Source organism: Bordetella genomosp. 8 (assembly GCF_002119685.1).
In the GTDB taxonomy this organism is placed as follows: Bacteria; Pseudomonadota; Gammaproteobacteria; order Burkholderiales; family Burkholderiaceae_B; genus Bordetella_C.
In genome coordinates this window covers 429898-447081 of record NZ_CP021108.1, presented here as the reverse complement: position 1 = coordinate 447081, position 17184 = coordinate 429898, and the positions used below count along the sequence as shown (strand labels likewise).

Here is a 17184-nt window from a genome sequence, read left to right as displayed (position 1 = left end):
GCCCGATCGGCCTGCTCGCGGCACATATCCCCTGAGGACTTCATCGCACACCTATAAGCCTAGGGGAACCCATGCTGATTGCCGGCCGCCGTCGCGCGCATCCAGATACGCCAGATCGATCAACCAAGGCCGATACGCGGCGGGCATTCCAGCCGCGCGCCATCATCCGGCTGCTGGCCGCCGTCGGCTGCGGCACGGCGCTGTATGGGGCTGTGCCGGATCACGCATGGGCGCAATCCGCGCCCCGGTCCGCGCCTGGATCCGCCGCGCAGCCCGCGGGCGCGGCAGCCGGCCAGCCCCCGCAGGCGCTGGCCACGGCGCGGCAGTTCGACATTCCCGCCGGCGCGCTGGCGCCGGCGCTGCGCAGCCTGGCCAGCTCGGCGAACGTCCTGCTGACCTTCACGGAAGACCAGGCCGCGGGCAAGCGCACCGCCGGCATAAGCGGCCGCTATACCCCGCGCGCGGCGCTCGCTTCGCTGCTCGCCGGGACCGGCCTGGAAGCCGTACAGCAGGACAACGGCGGCTATCTGCTGCGCCCCGCGCCGGATACCAGCACGACGCTGCCCGAAGTCAAGGTCACGGGCAGCGCCGTTTCCGACGCCGCCACGGAAGGCAGCGGATCCTATGCGGCGAACACCGCCACCATCGGCAAGATCCCCGTGCCGATCAAGGAGATCCCCGCCTCGGTTTCCGTCCTGACACGCGAACGCATGGACGACCAGAACGTCGCCACCATCCAGCAGGGCCTGCGCTACGTCACGGGCGTGGGCTCGGTGGACTACGGCGACGGCACCGGCTACTACCGCGCGCGCGGCAACCAGATGGGCATCGAATTCGACGGCGTGTCCATCATGAACGGCCTGCAATACCAGCAGCAGTTCGACATGGCCATGTACGACCGCGTGGAAGTCCTGCGCGGACCGGCGGGCGTGACGGACGACTCGCTCGGCCAGCCGGGCGGCACCGTCAACCTGGTGCGCAAACGCCCGCAGGACGAGTTCCATCTGTCCAGCGAAACGCAGATCAGCACCTTCGGCGGCGCGCGCCAGGTGTTCGACGTCGGCGGCCCGCTGAACGAAGCGGGCACCCTGCGCGGCCGCGCGGTGATCGCGGGCAACAACTGGCAGCAGTCCGTGGACGTCACGCGCAACCGCAACGCGATGGGCTACGTCGCCCTGGACTACGACTTTTCCCCACGCACGACCTTGTCCTTCTCCGGAGGCTACCAGGTCACCAAGATCACCGGCCTGGACTACGGCGCGGGCGGCGTCATCAACGATACGCGGACGGCACTGGTCGGCCGCGTGCCGGGGTCCTACCACGACAACTACAGCCCGGACTGGAACCGCTCCTATACGGCGCTGAAGGAAGCCAACGCCAACCTCACGCACCGCTTCGACAACGGCTGGACCTGGGACTCCACGGCCTTCTACCGCGAGACCAGGCTCAGCGCCAAGTACGCCTACTCCGGTCCCGCCGCCACCGCGGACGGCCAGGCGCGCTTCGGCGACCAGCGGCAGCTGACGGACGTGGACTGGGCGGGCTTCGACACCCACGCATCCGGCCCCGTGCAGGCCTTCGGCCTGACGCACACGCTGATGGCCGGCTTCAACTATGCCCAGATGAACCAGCGCGCCAAATCCGGGTTCGTTCCCCTGGCCGGGCCCAATCCGGGCGGCCTGTTCAGCCTCTACGACGCCGACGACGTGCCCGAAGTCAGCGTGCCTTTCACCTACGACGCGAAAAGCCGCCTGGAGCAGTACAGCTTCTATACCCAGGGTCGCGTGAAACTGGCGGATCCCGTCACGCTGGTACTGGGCGCGCGCGAGGCCTATCTGCAGGAACGCAGCAAGAGCGTCCTGTCCGCGGACCCAAGCTGGGGCACGATCGCCGACGTCAAGCACCGTTTCCTGCCGTCCGCGGGCCTGGTATGGGACATCACGCCATCGACGACCGCCTATGCCAATTTCTCGCGCTTCATGACGGCGCAGACGGCGACGAGCTTTACCGGCGCGCTGCTGCCGCCGCGCACGGGCGAGCAATACGAAATCGGCCTGAAGAACAGCTTCCTGGACAACCGCCTGAACACGACGGTGGCGCTGTTCCGCATCAACGACAAGGATCGCGCGGTCACCGATCCCGATCATCCCACCGGCAGCATCCCGGGCGGCAAGGCGCGCGACCAGGGCGTGGAATTCGAGGTCAACGGCCAGCCCACGCCGAACTGGAACGTCTATGCCGGCTACACCTATCTGAACGTGAAGTTCGCCAATGACGACGCCGACCTGACCGACGGCACCGACCCCAAGCATCTGTTCAAGCTGTGGACCAAGTACAAGTTCACCGACGGCCCGTTGCAGAAAGTGAGCGTGGGCGGCGGCATGCTCGCGCAGACCGCCATCACCCGCGGTGTGACCCAGGGCGGGTACGCCATCTTCAACGCGACGGTGGGATACCAGGTGAACCAGAACGTCGACGTGTCGATCGCCCTGAACAACATCTTCGACCGCGATTACTACATCCGCCCGCCGGGCTATTTCTACAGCGTGTTCGGCGACCGCCGCAACGCGATGCTGACGGTCAGGTACCACCTCTAGGCCCACAGCAATGCCTGCCCACGGCCGCCGACGTGCAAGGCGGCCGTGGCGATCGGTTGCGACGGCATCAAGCCTTGCGTATGAGCGCGTCGGGGCCCAGCGCCTCGCAACGATCCACGCCGAGCATGGCCATATTGCGATCGATCTCGGCGCGCAGCAGTCCGATGGCGTGCCGCACACCGGACTCCCCGGCCACCGCCGCGGCGTAGTTGAAGGGCCTGCCGACGAAGGCCATCCGCGCACCCAGCGCCAGCGCCTTCAGCACGTCGGAGCCCCTGCGAAACCCGCCATCGATCATGACGGGATAGGCAGGGCCCAGGGCCTGCACCACCCGCTCCAGCGTGCGCATCGGCGACGCCGCGCCGTCCAGCTGGCGGCCGCCGTGGTTGGACAGGATCACGCCGTCGGCGCCGATACGTTTGGCCATGCGCGCGTCGTCGACGCCGATCAGGCCCTTGATGACCAAGGGGCCCGGCCAGCGCCGGCGGATGGCCGACATATGTTCCCAGCCGAGATTGTCGCGCGCAGAGAAATCGCGCATGACGCTCGACGACACGATGGGCGCGCCGCGCGTGGCGAAGGAATTCTCGAAATGCGGCATGCCATGCCGCGCCCATGTCCGCAGCAAGGTTTCCACCAGCCAGCGCGGCCGCAGCATGCCGTCCCAGGCCAGGCGCAGGCTGGGCCGCAGAGGCGTGGAGAATCCGCTGCGCACGTTGTTCTCGCGGTTGGCGGAGACGGGAATGTCTACGGTGACCACCAGGACCTGGAAACCGGCGCGTCGTACGCGATCGACCAGGGCATCGATGCGCGCTTGGTCGCCAGGCAGATAGGCCTGAAACCAGGTCCCGGGGCACTCGCTGACCACATCCTCCATGGGAATCAGGGATGTCGCGCTCATGATGGCCGGTACGCCGGCATCGCGCGCCGCGCGCGCCAGCACGAGATCGCCCCGGTAGACGGACAGCGCCGCGATGCCCATGGGCGCGATGCCGAACGGCGACGCATACCGAGCGCCGAAAAGCTCCACCGCCTGGGTCCGCCGCGATACGTCGCGCAGCACGCGCGTCACGAATGCGTACTCGTCGAACACCTCCCGGTTGTCGTCGCGCGAAGCATTGTCTTCCGCGGCGCCCGCGATGTACCCGAAGATCGGCCGTGGCAGCCGAGCCCGCGCGGCTGCTTCGAAATCATGCAGGGAAAGCATCCTGGCAAGCACGGCTGGCGGCTTGCGATCCGCGCTCGTGGCGGCCGTGCCGGATGGCGACATGACTGTTTCGTTCGTGCTGTTCGCATGCATGGATTGCCGCTCCAGGAAGATCGGCATCCACTTTAGGCGCCTGGCTGCGCGCGGAAAAGCGATATATATTCGACAGATTCATTCGCTTTTTTCGAACATACTTCCCGGACATTGATATGGCGCTGCCTTCCGTCAAGCAGTTGGAAGCCTTCTGGTGGGCAGCGCAATGCGCCAATTTCGCCACCGCGGCCGAACGCATCCACCTGTCGATTTCCGCGCTCTCCAAGCGCCTGTCGGAACTGGAGTCGGCCATCGGCCAGCCGCTGTTCGATCGCAGCGGGCAGAAGGCGGTGTTGACCGACACGGGGCGCCGGCTGCTTCCCGTGGCGCTGCAAGTGCTGGACGCGGCCGCGGCGTTCGAACGCCAGACGGCCGACGCCGTCGCATTGCGCGGCCATTGCCGGTTCGGCGTCGGCGATCTGTCGGCCCTGACATGGTTGCCGGCCCTGGTCGCCCTTGCGCGTGGGACGCATCCAGGCTTGGTCCTGGAGCCTTATGTGAATGTCGGCGGAGTACTGGAACGGCGCCTGGCCGACGGCGAACTCGATTTCGCCGTCATCGCCGGCCTGTCGCCGCGCAGCGAACTGGTGTCGCAAGCCATAGGCCAGGCGCGTTTCGAATGGGTCGCGGCGCCGGCATTGATGGCGGCGCCGCGCAAACGCTCGGTGTCCGGCGGAACAACCAAGCCAGGCGTGCAGGAGCTGCTGCGCCGCCACCCGCTGGTGACGCTACCGGGAGACGCCGGCACGACGCGGCTGCTGGACGACTGGGTGCTGGCGCACAAGGCCAGCGTGGAACAGCGCATCGTCTGCAACAGTTGGGCGGCGGTGGCGGGAATGATAGGCGCCGGCGTGGGGGTGGGCTTCCTGCCGGCTGGCTGGGCGGAACGGCTCAAGCTGCATCGCATCGGCGCGAGGTCGCCGTTGCGGCCACTGCAGTACGCGTTCCAGTGGCGCCGCGGCGACAGCCGCGGCCTGTTGGGCAGCATGCGCGCGATGGTCGCCACGACCATCGATTTCACGCATGCTCCGTGCATAGGCAGGGCTTGAGATCCGACTACTACTGCACTCGAACGGCATCTCCGTAGCGCTCCAGCCATTCCCGCATCATGATGTCGTTCATACCATGGACCTTGCGGTGATACACGGCTTCCCATTCCGGGCAGGCGTGCGGCTGGCGCGCCAGCTGGATTTCCAATGCGGCGCAGGCGGCTTCGCGGCAGGCATGCCCGCTGACCCGGCTTAGCGGATGCACGGCGGCTGTCATGACTTCGTCGATGAAATCCAGGCAGCCGTTCACGAAACGGCGGCTCTCCTCGTCGCTGGAGGGGTCCTTGTCCACCATGATGCGCACCAGCTTGGCCACCATGGATTCCGGCACACCGCGATATCGCGCGTATGGCAATATCCAGACGGGGTGATAGTGGGTGTTGCCCAACAAATGCGTGTAGGCCTGGAAATGCGCCACGGCCATCTCATGCGCCAGCGTGGCGCATTGTCGCCAGGCCCCTGACCCCCACGCATGCAGCAGATTGCCCAGCAGGGATGGGCTGCATACCTTGCGACGATAAAGCAGGTACAGGAAGCGATGCCGGCCGATCTCCTGCCGCACGCGGGTCAAGCGGTCGGCGCCCTGGATATCGTGCGAGGTATACAGACGGTGCAGGAATACCAGGTCGCGCAGGGGCAGCGGCTCGGCCGGGACCAGCGGGTTGCGGTGGCCGGCCTCGTGCAGAAGATGAACCGCGATGGTCAGGCCATTCAGTTCATCCCAGGTCCGGTAATGCACGCCGACCTTGATCGAGGTGCCCGGAACCAATGTATGGATGCGGCAGATTTCCGCTTGCCGGTCACGCGCGGTCAGGCGGATGCCGCCACGGCCCACGATGCGTTCATAGCGTGTGGCATCCACCTGCGTCATGGTCAGGTGCGATTCACGGATGGCATAGATATCCACATCGGCGCCATCGCTTCCCAATCCTTCGACGAACCCACCGCCGGCGAAGGCGGCGTCCTTATCCGTAAGGTACGTATTTCCAAGCACGAAACTGCGTTCGAGCGCGAGCGAACCCGCGAGCTGCAGCTGTTGTTCAGTGAACTTGCCCATAGCGTCTCCGACAGGTAAGGCGCGCAGAACGCGCGCCTATCGGTACCGAGGGCAAGCATGGAAGGGATGTGCGGCGTTAGGCACGTTGCAGCTTGCCTGCGGAAAACCTGCGGCAAGTTTGCAGAAACGTTACGGTATTGTTCCCGTTGCCTGGCAGAATCAGACCAAGCTGGACGTTGGATCGGACGATGCCCGGGTCTGTCTAACGCGTCCCGGCGGACAGGCCGTCGGCGTGTGCAACCGCGACGGGGCGCCGCGGCGCCGTCAACGCGTACAGCACCACCATCGTGACCGCATAGATCGGCACGCTCCGCATGTTGCGGAACATCATTTCCGTCAGGCTGAACGCCGTATAGCTCAGGCAGAACAGCAGGCCGACCTGCGCGCCGATATGCACGCGCGGATCGGGATGGAACATCCGCCGATAGAAAATAACCGCCGGCAACAGGTACAAGGTGAGCATGGCCAGCAGGCCGACCGCACCGTAGCCGGCCATGGCCGCGATCAGGTCGTTATGCGGTTCGCCGTAGTCGCTGGCGACCAGGGGCGTGACGATGCCACGATCGCGCAGCTCGGCGAGATTCGTCCGGAAGTTGCGTGCGCCGGTGCCGATCACGGGATGGTCCAGGAACATCAGCCACGATGCATGCCAGAGCTGCATGCGTATGCCGACCGAGGTGTCGCGGTCGGCGTGGTCCACGTAGTTTTCGACGTCCGATGCGACTTCCCGCATGCGACTGTCCTGAATCTGCCACAACAGGGTTGAGGCGCCCGCCAGTACGACGAGCAGGCCGGCCACGAAGACGGCCTTGGCCCGGCGGGACCAATGCGCGCGCGACAACAGGACGACCACGCCGAAAATGGGCAGCAGCATCCAGCTGCTGCGCGTCTGCGACAGCCAGGTCGCGTACAGGCTCAACACCGCGGCCAGGATCTTCAGGGCCTTTTCGACGCGCGGCCAGCGGCTCAGGGTCCATGGGAGCATCAACAGACCGGCGAAGCCGAAGAACAGCGTCAGGTCGGCGAAGGCCACGGCGTTGTATCGCCCGCCGAAATCGCTGACCGTTCCCCGGCCCAGATCGGCTGTGTGCATGATGACGATCAGCATGATCGAGCCGGCGAAGGCGCTGAACAATATGCTCCACTGCACCTGCTGCAGCCAGCGCGTCGGCGCCCGCAGCAGCAGCCAGCCGATCGGACAGGCCAGCGCGAAGCGGAAGAACTTCTCGAACTCCGACGAGCTCCATGCGCCATCCACCAGCATGAACGTCAACAGCACGGACACCAAGGGCGCGCAAAGCGCGATCGCCGCCGGCCATAGGGTGGCGGTGTCGCCGGCCGTGTCGGTGGCGGTTCCGGTCGCACCACGGCCGCGCAGCCGGTCGTGGACGATCGCGATGATGGCCAGCAACCCCGCAACGTATAGCAGGGTGGGCCCGGCCGAAGCGCTGGTCAGCGCGCACGCGGGCACGAGTAGGGCGAGTATTGCCGCCAGACGGGGATATAGCGATGGCATGGACTCAAATCACTGTATGGGGCAATACCGATCCATCACCCCATGCATGATTTGGGCTGCTTCGGTCGTGCGGGGCAAGCTTGCCACTTGCGGGAAAGTCGATCAAAAACAGGGGAGCCGCCCATCACGCCGCATTCCAGGGCGGCGCGACGGGATTGCGGCGATCGTCCTGCTGCAGGCGGCGGAACGCCCACATGACACTGCGGGGCGACAGCCAGTCGCGCCACAGGCGGTCACGCCAACGCCCGCCCGGTATGTAGGCGGGATAGACGATGCGCGACGTGGCCCAGGCCGGACGCCATGCCTTGGTGCGGGTGGGACGGCCGGTCACCGACAGCGTGGGGACGCCCAGGTTGGACGCCAGATGTCCCAGCCCCGACTCATTGCCGATGAACCAGCCCGAGGCGTGTATCAGCGAGGCCACTTCCGACAACGAGGGCAGTTCGGGAACCTTAAGGCCGGCGTCTCTCAGGAAGATCCAGTCCTTGCGCTCATGGGGCGCGACCAGGAAATTGGGTTCGTACCCGTCCTTGAGCAGGCGCACGCCCAAGGCTTCGAAATGATGGGGAGCCCAGCAGCGCAATGCCTCCGTGGAGGTGGGATGCAGCACGATACGGCCGGGACAGGATCGGTGGTCCAGCCGGTTAAGCGGCTGCAGGGCGTTGTGCGTCGTGGCGCCCGGCATGGCGAGCTCGTCGCGGCAGAAATCGCGGATCTGGAAAAGCTTGACGAAGCCACGGCCGGTCACGACCACGTGGGCGTCGTAATAGAAATACTTGTCATGGCAGTCGTGCAGCGTATAGGGCCAGCCTATGTGCATCTGACCCACGCAGTCGAATTGCGCCAGGGTTTCCCGCGCCCGGGCCTGCGGCAGCGACGGCTGGACGTCCATGGTGGGAAACCAGTCCTTGAGCGCATGGACGTAGTCGCCGAACACGGTCACCTGACGACCATGGAGCGCCAGGTTCTGCGCCAGGGTCATCATCAGCAGGGTGTCGCCTAGCCGTGGCGCCATCAGCAGCGCGACGCGACCGGCACCGCGCAAGCCGCTCAGCGCTCGGGGCTTGTCGTACGGGGGCATGACGCCGGAAGGTGTGGGCATAGTCCTACAATTCCAAAAGGAGCCGCGGTTCCATCATGAACGATTTAGGAGTTTGCCTGGAAGACTGTAACTATCTGCGACAAATTAAAACGAATTTAGCTGCCACACTTTGACATAGAGAACATTACACGAGCCGGACGGATAATCCGCTCGTAAAAGACCTAGTAATAACCCGGAGATCGACAGGTTGCGCCGGTTCGACCCCAATATATCTGCGTCCCGACCAGTGTACCGCGAACGCACCGGGCCACCGGTAACGCCAGGCCCCACATACGTAACTTCCTACAAACAAGGGACATTTGCCTGGCCTGGCCCGTCGGACAAGCCGTCGGGCCGCTGCGGGCATGAGCACCGCGCAATCAGGCGCCGCGTGCCTCGCCCAACGGGCGCGGGACGACGCCGATATCGCGCCAATTGGACGGGTGGCACGTAAAGAGCAGCAGCTGGTGGCGCGTGCCGGCGTCGAACAAGGCGCGTTTCATCTGGCCAAGGCGCGCGTCGTCGCTATGGACCAGGGCGTCATCCAGGATGATCAGCGTGGGCCGCCCCGCCGCGCGCAACAGATCCGCGTAGGCCAGCCGCGCTATCACGCCCAGTTGTTCGCGCGCGCCGAAACTCAGCGCCTCGAAAAGACTGCTTTCCGGACCTCGCTGCCCGACGCGGGTCAGCGGTCCCAGCATCAGGTCTTCATTGATCTCGATATGCGCCTGCGGATAGAGCAGGTCGACATAGTGCTGCAGCCCGCGGCGCAGCGGCGCCTGCAACTGGCGGGTCAGGATGTCGCGCTTGCCGCGAAGCAGACGCAGAAGATGGTCCAGGGCGCGCGCCTGCTGCCCGAGCTCGGCGGCCTGCCGTTGCGCCTGTGCCAGGTCGCGCGCGGTTTCGGCCACGCGTTCGTCCAGGCCCTGCGCACCGGCGACCTGCAGCTCGGCTTCCAGACGGAACAACATGTCGCGCCGCTCGGCGTGGCGCTTTTCGTGTTGTTCGGCGCTGCGGCGAAAGCGCTCGATGTCCTGCCGCAGGATGTCGGGCCGCGACTGGGCGATCTGGCGCTCCAGGACCTGCGCCCGCGCCAGGGCGGCTTGCGCCTCGGCGCCGGCCAGGGCAAGTTCGCGCTCCGCCTCGGCCAGCCTGCCGTCGCGGCCCTGTGATTCCAGTTCGGCGTGGGCGGCATCGCACTCGCGTTGCGCGGCTTCGACGCGTGCGCGGGCATTGCTTTCGGCCAGCCGCGCCGCATGCCAGCCTTCCGTCGCCTGGCGGACCGCGGCTTCCGCGGCGGCGGCGACCGCCTCGGCGTCGGCCACCGGGATGCCTTCGGCGGAGGTTTCGGTGGGTGCCGTCTGGGCCTGAGCCTGCGCCGCATCGAGCTCGGCGATGCGCGCCCGGGCATCAGCCAGTTCGGCGCGCAGCGCTTCGATGCCGCGCGGTGTCAGCCCCTTCAAGGTGGCTTCGGCGTGACGCATTTCGGTCAGATGCGCCGCGTGCGCGCGCAGGCGGGACTCGGCGTCCTCCAGGCTGGCCGCCCCGGCGCTTTCCAGCAGATCCTGGCGCCGCGCGAGCCATTCCTCCTGCTCGCGCCGGAGTACGGCGAGGTCCGCGCCACCGGGGATGATTTCCAGCTCGCCGACGCCGGCCACGCGCAGCACGGTCGGCGCGATCAGCTGCCGTTCGCCGTCGCCGCGCAGCACTTCGCCGCCGGCTTCGATGCCTTCGGGCGCTTCCAGGCGGTAACGCAGCCTGGTCGCCACGCCAGCGCGGCGCAGTTCCAGCTCGCGCAAGGCCAATTGGGCCTCGCGCAGGCGCTGGACGACGGCTTCGTCGATGCGCAACGCGGCCGCCTGGCGGCGGTGCTCGATCAACCGGGCCTGCTCCGCTTCGGCCTGCGTCACGGCACCGGTTGCCGCATCGCAACGGGCCTGCAGGGCGGCGCGTTCGCGATCACGCTGGCGCCGGGCGTCGAACTGGCGGGCGCGCTGTTGTTGCTGGCGCGCCTCGGCCAGGGCGGCTTCCGCTTTTTCCAGTTCGCCGCGCCACGGGTCGACCGACGCCGCGGCCTGCGCGTGGGCGTCGGCGGCCCGCGCCAGCATTTCCCGTCGGGCGGCCACGGCGCGCTGCTGCGCGGCGTAGGCTTCCAGGCGATTGCGCGCCAGTTCCGCCCGGCTGTCCCAACGTGCGGCCTGTGTTCTTTCCAGTGCGAGCGCGTCCTGCAGGCTCTGGATCTGGTCCAGCGCCGCCGCCGCGGCCTTTTCCTGTTGCCGGAAGGCCGCCCAGGGCTGGGTCGCCGCGTCGTCCTGGTGTTCGCGGCGCAAGGACGCGAGTTGATCGACCTTGTGCCGATATTCCAGCGCCTCGCGCTGCAATTCCGCCAGCAGCGCTTCGAGTTCGACGGATTTTTCCAGCGCGGCGGCGTAGGCGCCCCTGGGTTTGCCCGTGGCGGACGTCAGCAAGGCATCGCGCAAGCCCTGGACTTCGGCGATGACTTCGTCGCCCTGGGTGCTGGCGACTTCGCCGACGGACGCATCGAGCGCCGTGCGCAGATGGCCTGTCGCATGCGCCACCGGATCGCGTATGTCCTGGCCGCTCCCCTGCTGTATCCACAGCAGGCCGGGGATGCCCCAGTGTTCCGCCTTGCTGGCGCCCTTGCTGGCATGCTGGAATCCCATCAGCACCGCCAGCGCTTCTTCCGCCTCCGCGCCATCCAGCACGCGCGAGCCGATACGCAACTCGCAGCGCTTGCGTCCCAGGAAGCGCTTCATCAGCTGGTATTCCTGGCCATCGTGTTCGAAAACCACCGTGACGGCCGGCGACGCCGACGGATCGTCCCAGGGGCGGAAATCTTCCGCGGCGCTGGAGCGAAAGCGTTCGAAGAAAGCCGCGCGGATCGCGGCAACCACCGTGCTTTTGCCAGCTTCGTTGGGACCGGAGAACAAATTGATGCCGTCCTGCAGGCCATCGATCTCGATCGCCTCGCGGAACTGCCTGAACTGTTCGATGCGTATGCGGGTGAGCTTCACGGCGCGTCCCTGGCCGGCGTCACGTCGGCATTGCCCGCGCGGCGGTCCAGGATCCCCGCCAGCAATGCCAGGGCATCGCGAGCGACCTGGCTATCCGGGCCATCCTGCTGGGCGCGCAGGTCGGCGATGACCTCGCCCAGGTAGCCGTCAGCGCGCAGGCCTTCCATATCCTGCTCGGTGGGCAGCAGGGTGAGCGCCGACAGATCGGCCAGCAGCGCGCGCGTCACGCCGCGCGCCTGGGCGATGCTCCGCTGCAAGCGGCGGTAGCCATCGAGATCGACCTGGCCGGCGCAGGCCAGCTGCAACACGTCGCGCGGGCCCAGGGACTCCAGTTCAAGGATGGCGGCGTCCACATCGCTGGGCACCCGCAACTGCAATGTTGCCATCCGCCAGCGGAATGTCCCGGTGGCCAGCGCGGTCACCGTAGGCACGGCGCCCGGGCCGTCGACTTCGACCACCAGGGCCTGGCCCGAATCATTGGCCCGGAACCGGTCTGTTTCCGGCGTGCCGCTGTACCACGTTCTATCGTCGATCTGGCGGCAGCCGTGCCAGTCGCCCAGCGCCAGATAGTCCAGGCGGGCGCGGGCGGCCCGGCCGGCGCCGATGGGATTGGGTGAATCGATATCGTCGGCCAGGATGCCCTGCACGCTGCCATGCGCCATGCCGATGCGCACCAGGCCGGGCGCGGTATCCGCACCGTCGAACCATTCGGTCAGGTCGTTATAGGTGTTGCGCTGCGTCAGCGGCGCGGGCAGGATCGCCACGCCCTGATCCTTGAGCACCAGTGGCTGCGGCGTCAGGCACACGTGCGCGTGCGGCGGGATGGCGTTCAGCCGTGCAGCGCGCGTCCAGACCGATTCGCTGAGCGCGGCATCGTGATTGCCGGGGATGAACACCCACGGACCGGCGTAGCCGTTCAAGGCGTTGAACAGCCGATGCAGCGTGCGGTCGGTGACCGTCTGCGCATCGAAGACGTCGCCGGCCACCAGCACCAGGTCGACACCACGCGTGGTGGCAGCCTCGGCAAGGCGTTCGACGACCTGGAAGCGGGCATCCGCGAGTATCGCGGCGTCATCCGCATCGAACTGGCCGAACAGCTTGCCGATCTGCCAATCTGAGGTGTGTAGTAGTCGAACCAAGGCGCACTCATGGGGAAACTGCAGGGAGTGTAGCAGCCGCCCCACCGCCGACAGGCCTTGCCGGCGACCGGCAAGCTAGGCCTGGAAAGACGTGCGCTGCGCCAGCGTCGCCGCCAGTTCGGCCGCGCAGACCCGCATGCGCCGCAGGTCGTCGCTGAACTGCCTGGCCGTCACGGGATGGCGGTCGCCCGGGTTCAGGACCATGGCGTCGTCGATCAGCGCGTCCTCGTCGAACTCGATGCCCTGGGCCTGGCAAGCCGCGCGCCGGGCTTCAATGGTTTGCTCGACGATGCGGTTGGTCAAGCCGTCGCCAAACTGCGCCAGCCGCTGGTATGTCGGCGCGAAATCCGGATAGTGCGCGTCGCGGTAGTCGAGGTACTGCGCGCGCGCCGTGGCGAATTTCGATACGCCGGTGCCATCGAGCGGCTTGAAGACGCGCGGGTCCGCGGCGCCTTCGATGCCGTTGGAAAGCATGCCGAAGGGATCGCGGGCATTGTTGATCGCGGTTGCCACGCGGCGCATCAGGCAATCGCCGTCGTCCGCCGCCTGCGCGCGCAGGCCACGCCCCGCTTCGTCCTGCTGCAGGCGATACGTCTTGTCCCTGATCAGGTAGAACAGGTTGCGATAAGTGAGGTTCTCGCCCGAGAACTCCAGCCCCGTCGCGGAGCGCCGCAGCGCTCTTTCGATAAGGTCCGCTTCCACGCCAGCCATCATCGCGACATTCGACCGGTCGATCGGGGGCAGCGGTACATAGGGCCTCCTGCCCGTCGCGGATGGCGCGCCACCGCGGGCATCCGCGGCATGGCGTCCCAGCGAGGCCCATGCCCCATGGACCGCAAGATAACCCCGCTGCAGCTCGCGTCCCGTTTGATTCACGCCCGCGTATACCTTGTCGCAGGCGCTGCCCAGCGCATCCAGCACGCACGCCAACACCCGTCGCAAGGGCGCCGCACCGGTGCTGGCTGACGACGCCGCGGAGATCTTCCGCATCACCGCGCGGTCCGGCAGCACATCGCCTGACTGGCCACCGTCGTCCATGGAGAACAAGCCGGCCGGCGCGGATTGCGTGCGAGGCGCCACCCCCGGTGTCGCGTTCGTTGAGGCCATCGGCGCCTGGCCCGACCCCGGCACCCCGATGGCCGCCGCGCCGCGCCGCGCGTCCACGCGACCCTCTTGATGCTTGCCATCCACCAGCTTGCGGCCCTCGCCGCCGCGCAGGGCGGGCGCGAAGCGCCGCTGCGACGCCTTGCGTCGTCCCGGTTGTGTCGAATAAGGCGTGTTGTCCCGGGCGATAGCGGAAAAATCGCCGAGCAGGCCGGGATGGGCGCCGCCGCTGCTTATGTTATTTACCTGCGTCATGGATGGGCCTCGCGGTGTGTATGTGGAAAAGGGAGTTCATCAGGCGAGCCGTTGGTGGCACGATCAGGCTGGTAACCCGGCCGCCGGTTTCGTTGGCACGTACGGTGAAAGTCAGATGAACTTCCATATCGGGGCGGGGGGTTTCCAGGCAGGCCACGATGTCCAGCCGGTACCCGCCTTGCGCCATTTCGCTGATGTCGAAATGGATATGGCGCACCGCCTCCGGTTCCGGGATGCGCGACCAACGCCATGTTTCCGGCATATCGCGCGCGCTTTGCACAAAATCCACCAGCCCCTGTGACAGCGCGGACATCAGACGGGTCAGGGCGATGTCCATCCCGTTGCCCAGGCCAGCCAGTTTCACCAACGCGCGGTCCAGGGATGGCGCGGACTGTCGCCGCACTTCGTCGCCCAGCGCGGCCATGCGGGGGTCGGCGGACGGATCCGCCGCATGACCGTTCACCCTCAGGGAGAGCTCGCCGCGCCGGTACGCCGCGTCATGGAAGTGCTTGTCCACCGCGATGTCGCGAAGCTCCCCCTGGACTTGCGCCGCAAGCGTGTGCAGCCCGCCCGGTGGCGGCAGCGCCATCCGCATCCCCAAGGCGGCCAGCAGGCGCGCGCGGTGCATCGATCCGCACAAGGGCAGGGCCATGCCGAACGCCGGCTCGTACCTGAGGCCGAAGAAAGGCGCGATGTCGGCCAGGCACCGCGGGTTCCAGTAAGGGTCGCCCGCGTCCGAGAATACCGCCCCGGGATGGCCCGCCCCGGGATCGTCGGCACGCAGCCCTGAGTGCCCTTCCAGGCGCCGCAGGACCGATATCGCCGTGTCGACGGTTGCCCGCGCATCCATATCCGCGCCCTGTCGCCCCCCTTCCCCATGGGTCGCGGCCTGGCGCACGTGCCGCAAGGCACCGAGCAGGCCGCGGACGTGGCGGCGGATTTCCGCCCATGGCAACGGCGCGGCGTCCTCGTCGCGGTACAGCATCGTGCCGATTTCGCGGTCCGTCGGCGACGCCGCAGGCGTGGCGTCTTGGGCGCGGCCACCGCCGAACGCCCATTTGATGTCGCGCCGCGCCATGTCGGCGAGCGAGATCCCCACGATCGCGCTGGTGAAGGAGCGCGGCGCGAGCAGGGGGTCGCGCAACAAATCGGACAGCCGCGCCAGACGGACGGCGACGGCGGCATCAGCAAGCGCCAGCCGCCGCCGCGCTTCATTTGCCCGTGCGGAAGGATCCAGCGACAGAGCCATGGCGACACGCGGATGGTCGCTGCGCAAGAGATCGGCGAATGCGGCGTCGTCCAGCACGCCCAGGGTGGACTGGCCCATCGCGATGCCGGGCTCGCCCGGCATGCGCAGGCTGCCCGCGGCCCGCCGAATGGCCGCATCGACGCCGGGGTCCTGGCGCCCATCCTGCGCGGCCGACGTGCCCAGCGCGAACCTTTCCCACTGCGCCAAGGCGTCGCTGAGCATCAGCAGTGCGTGGGCGGTGGCGATGCGCCTGTCCTGGTGCACGGCCGCGTCCAAGGCGGACCGGGCGACCAGGACGGCATCGCGCAGTTCGTGCAGCCTGGCCCCGCAGGCACGTTGCAGCAGCGAGGACAGGTGCGCATGTTCATCGCCGGACCATAGATCCAGATGCCCGTACATGGCCAGCAGCCGTTCCGTGTCCAGGCGCTCCAGGAAGGCCGCCGCGGTGCGTGGCGGCACCATCATGACCGCGCGGGCGTAGTGTCTTTCCGTGGCGCGCTCCGCCTGGGCCTGTTCGTCCAGGCCGTCCTGGTAGTCCGGAGCCATGTACACCCAGCCCAGCGACAGCAGCAGGCCACGGATGTCATGCCATTCACGATTCGCGACTTCGGCCGTGCGAATGCCGGGCCGCGTGGCGTTCTCCAGCCTGTGGATGGTTTGCGCGATCCTGCGCTCTATGGTCGCGACGACGTGCGTGCGCACGGCTTCCCGCACCAGGCCGGTATCCAGGTGATCCGCGTAATCCTCGGCCGGCACGTCGCGCAGCGTGTCATGGATCGCCGTTTCGAGCAGGTACCGCGCCGTGCGCGCATGCGGCGGCACCTGCGGCGCCAGCACGGTGCAAAGGACCCGGGTAGAGGCGTGGGACAGGGATTCCAGGCCGGCCTGCATGTGTTCGACGGGCGGAAGACGTTCCTTGCATGCGGCTTCCCGCACGCCATGGTCCAGCGAAAACCAGGCCTTGGCGATGACGCGCGGGTCCGGCTGCGGCTGGTCGAGGGAACCGGCCAGCATGCCCAGCGATGCGCCGACGCTGTCGCGCGCCAGCGCCGTCAGGCAGGCGCGCTTGAGGACCTCGATGATGCCCTGGCCGTCCTGGCGATTGGTTTCGTTCATCGCGGCAAACAGCGACACGGCGCCCGCCAGCTCGTTCAGCCGGTTGAAGATCACCAGCACGTCCTCGCGCGGCGCCCGGTTGACGTACGCGTCGACGAAGGGCTGCGCGATGCGTTCCAGCGTGGCGCCCAGCTTCTGCGTGACCACGATGCCCATGAGCTGGTGCAGGGCGTCCTTGGGCAGGGGAAGGTTCTTGTCCCGCCCCGCCGCCAGCGTATCCAGCAGGGTGTAGATCACCCGGCTCAGCTTCAGCGCCTTGCGGTTCGTGTCCGCCTTGCGCGCCGCCTGGTCCGGGATGCCGTGGAAGGACAGCATCATGCTGTCACGCGCGGCTTGCAGGACGGCGCCCAGGCGTTTACGGGTGCCCGCGCGCTTCAGGTTGGGCCGCGCGGTGAATTCCTGGCCGCGCGGACTGTCCTGGGCAATCTGGCTAGGGAGTGTTACTGGAACGGGGGTGCCGTGGATGCCGGCCATCGCTAGTCTGCCTGTATGGGGTTGGCGCCCCGTCGAGCGAACGAGAACGCATAGTGAAGGGCGCGAGCGCGACGGCGGGGTGGCCTGCCTAAGGAGACGGCACGGCCCGCAGCGCTGGACTCGGGGGAGGATCGATGCTTGAAACTTGTTGCCGATTGTTCAGGCCATAACCTTCAAAAGGCAAATCTTTTGGATTAGGATTTTTGTTGATC

The 17184-nt window shown here is 67.3% G+C and carries 10 protein-coding genes; 2 read left to right on the top strand and 8 right to left on the bottom strand.

What is annotated here, in order from left to right; translation table 11 throughout:
- Positions 1–71 precede the first annotated feature (71 nt).
- Positions 72–2597, top strand: a complete 2526-nt coding sequence (locus CAL12_RS02015; RefSeq protein WP_086062951.1) for a TonB-dependent siderophore receptor — start codon at positions 72–74, stop codon at positions 2595–2597.
- A 67-nt stretch (positions 2598–2664) separates the two neighbouring features.
- Here the strand turns inward: CAL12_RS02015 and CAL12_RS02010 are convergent, their stop codons facing one another.
- On the bottom strand, positions 2665–3867 hold the full coding sequence (locus tag CAL12_RS02010) for an alpha-hydroxy acid oxidase (protein WP_157793151.1): 1203 nt from the start codon (positions 3865–3867) through the stop codon (positions 2665–2667).
- A 146-nt stretch (positions 3868–4013) separates the two neighbouring features.
- On the opposite strand from CAL12_RS02010, the gene CAL12_RS02005 reads away from it, so the two are divergent.
- Entirely contained in the window at positions 4014–4946 is a 933-nt protein-coding gene (locus CAL12_RS02005; protein WP_086062950.1) for a LysR family transcriptional regulator, read from the top strand.
- Positions 4947–4956: 10 nt separating this feature from the next.
- On the opposite strand, the gene CAL12_RS02000 is transcribed toward CAL12_RS02005, so the two are convergent.
- From CAL12_RS02000 to CAL12_RS01970, 7 genes are all read right to left on the bottom strand, one after another.
- Positions 4957–6003, bottom strand: coding sequence for a hypothetical protein (locus CAL12_RS02000; protein ID WP_086062949.1), 1047 nt, complete (start codon positions 6001–6003; stop codon positions 4957–4959).
- Positions 6004–6205: 202 nt separating this feature from the next.
- The gene (locus CAL12_RS01995) at positions 6206–7519 is read right to left on the bottom strand and encodes an O-antigen ligase family protein (RefSeq protein ID WP_086062948.1); all 1314 of its coding nucleotides are present in this window, start codon (positions 7517–7519) and stop codon (positions 6206–6208) included.
- Positions 7520–7643: 124 nt separating this feature from the next.
- Complete coding sequence (locus tag CAL12_RS01990; RefSeq protein WP_086062947.1) at positions 7644–8621, bottom strand: glycosyltransferase family 9 protein; 978 nt, start codon at positions 8619–8621, stop codon at positions 7644–7646.
- A gap of 359 nt (positions 8622–8980) precedes the next feature.
- Entirely contained in the window at positions 8981–11635 is a 2655-nt protein-coding gene (locus CAL12_RS01985; protein WP_086062946.1) for an AAA family ATPase, read from the bottom strand.
- Entirely contained in the window at positions 11632–12774 is a 1143-nt protein-coding gene (locus tag CAL12_RS01980; protein WP_086062945.1) for a metallophosphoesterase family protein, read from the bottom strand. Before CAL12_RS01980 ends, CAL12_RS01985 begins: the two co-directional genes overlap by 4 nt.
- A 75-nt stretch (positions 12775–12849) precedes the next feature.
- Entirely contained in the window at positions 12850–14133 is a 1284-nt protein-coding gene (locus tag CAL12_RS01975) for a hypothetical protein (RefSeq protein ID WP_086062944.1), read from the bottom strand.
- A complete protein-coding gene (locus tag CAL12_RS01970; protein WP_086062943.1) occupies positions 14117–16972 on the bottom strand; it encodes a hypothetical protein in 2856 nt (951 codons plus the stop codon). The genes CAL12_RS01975 and CAL12_RS01970 overlap by 17 nt, the downstream gene beginning before the upstream one ends.
- Positions 16973–17184: the final 212 nt, after the last annotated feature.

Bases quoted from the DNA above. Each gene is read 5' to 3' on its own strand.
- CAL12_RS01990 (WP_086062947.1), bottom strand. From the start codon at position 8,621: ATGCCCACACCTTCCGGCGTCATGCCCCCGTACGACAAGCCCCGAGCG.
- CAL12_RS02005 (WP_086062950.1), top strand. From the start codon at position 4,014: ATGGCGCTGCCTTCCGTCAAGCAGTTGGAAGCCTTCTGGTGGGCAGCG.
- CAL12_RS02015 (WP_086062951.1), top strand. From the start codon at position 72: ATGCTGATTGCCGGCCGCCGTCGCGCGCATCCAGATACGCCAGATCGA.
- CAL12_RS02010 (WP_157793151.1), bottom strand. From the start codon at position 3,867: ATGTCGCCATCCGGCACGGCCGCCACGAGCGCGGATCGCAAGCCGCCA.
- CAL12_RS01975 (WP_086062944.1), bottom strand. From the start codon at position 14,133: ATGACGCAGGTAAATAACATAAGCAGCGGCGGCGCCCATCCCGGCCTG.
- CAL12_RS02000 (WP_086062949.1), bottom strand. From the start codon at position 6,003: ATGGGCAAGTTCACTGAACAACAGCTGCAGCTCGCGGGTTCGCTCGCG.
- CAL12_RS01970 (WP_086062943.1), bottom strand. From the start codon at position 16,972: ATGGCCGGCATCCACGGCACCCCCGTTCCAGTAACACTCCCTAGCCAG.
- CAL12_RS01995 (WP_086062948.1), bottom strand. From the start codon at position 7,519: ATGCCATCGCTATATCCCCGTCTGGCGGCAATACTCGCCCTACTCGTG.